Genomic DNA, 993 nt, shown 5'->3' with positions numbered 1-993 from the left:
ATGGACCGCGCCGAAGCCGAAAAGCTCGTCGCCGCCGCCCACATCGTCTGCCCCTACTCGAACGCCACCCGCGGCAACATCGACGTCACCCTGACCATCACCGTCTAAGCAAAGCGCGCGTCCCGCGCGCCAAAAGCAAAGGCAGGATTGCGCCACCGCGCAATCCTGCCTTTTTTCATCCGCCCCACTCCCAAGAACAGGCGGCCCACCAAGCCGTCCGTCACCCGCGCTCAGCGTCATCCGCCAACGCAAAACCAGCGCGTAAGCCTCAAAAGGCCGCCCGCGCGGCCGGCTTGAGGCGGGCCCCGCAAGATCCTCTCCCCACCCCTGATGGGCAATAGCATGCCAAGCACCCCATTCGCCCCAGAGCCCGTCACTAAGTCTCATCGTGAGCGGGTGTCGGGGCAGGCGGAGGATGGCGGGGCGTGTAGATGCGCCCGAGGGAATCCGAAGGAGTCGCCGAAGGCGAGGACGAGGATGACGACGGGGCAGTCCGGAGCGAAGGCTCCGGACCGCAATCGTAGCCCCGCCATCCCCCGCCTGCCCCGTCACTCGCGCCTCAAGAACCCACCCGTCACTCATCCCCCAGCAACATCACCAGCTTCAGATCCAGGTGAGTCGCCAGGCGGAAGGTAATCTGCTGAAACGCCATCCGCCCCCGCCGCGGATGCGCGAATTCACGCAGGCCGCCCTCGCGCTCGACCACCGCGTGCCGGTTCCACCAATGCGCGAATACGGCACTCTGCCGGTTCAGGGCGTCGATCAGCGCCAGCACCGCCGGCTCATCCAGATGCGCGCCCGCATCCGCCCGGAACTCGGCCACCACGCGCCGCGCCCGCTGCTCCCAATCCACCACCAGCTCGCGCGCCGCCGGGTCCAGGAAGATGTAGCGCAGCAGGTTGGGCTCCGGATCCCGGGTCGGCCAGTCGTCGAACAGTTCCCGCAGCGGTTCATTACAGGCCAGCACGTTCCAGGCCCGGTCCAGCACGTAGG

The 993-nt window shown here is 67.5% G+C and carries 2 pseudogenes; one reads left to right on the top strand and one right to left on the bottom strand.

What is annotated here, in order from left to right:
- Positions 1-108: pseudogene (locus DNK89_RS23255) on the top strand (organic hydroperoxide resistance protein); the annotation flags it as partial.
- A gap of 466 nt (positions 109-574) precedes the next feature.
- On the opposite strand, the pseudogene DNK89_RS23250 reads toward DNK89_RS23255, so the two are convergent.
- Positions 575-993 (bottom strand): annotated as a pseudogene (locus DNK89_RS23250) (transcriptional regulator); the annotation flags it as partial.

This window comes from Acidovorax sp. ST3 (assembly GCF_003231145.1).
Classification (GTDB): Bacteria; Pseudomonadota; Gammaproteobacteria; order Burkholderiales; family Burkholderiaceae_C; genus Acidovorax.
This window is presented reverse-complemented; position numbering and strand designations above follow the sequence as displayed.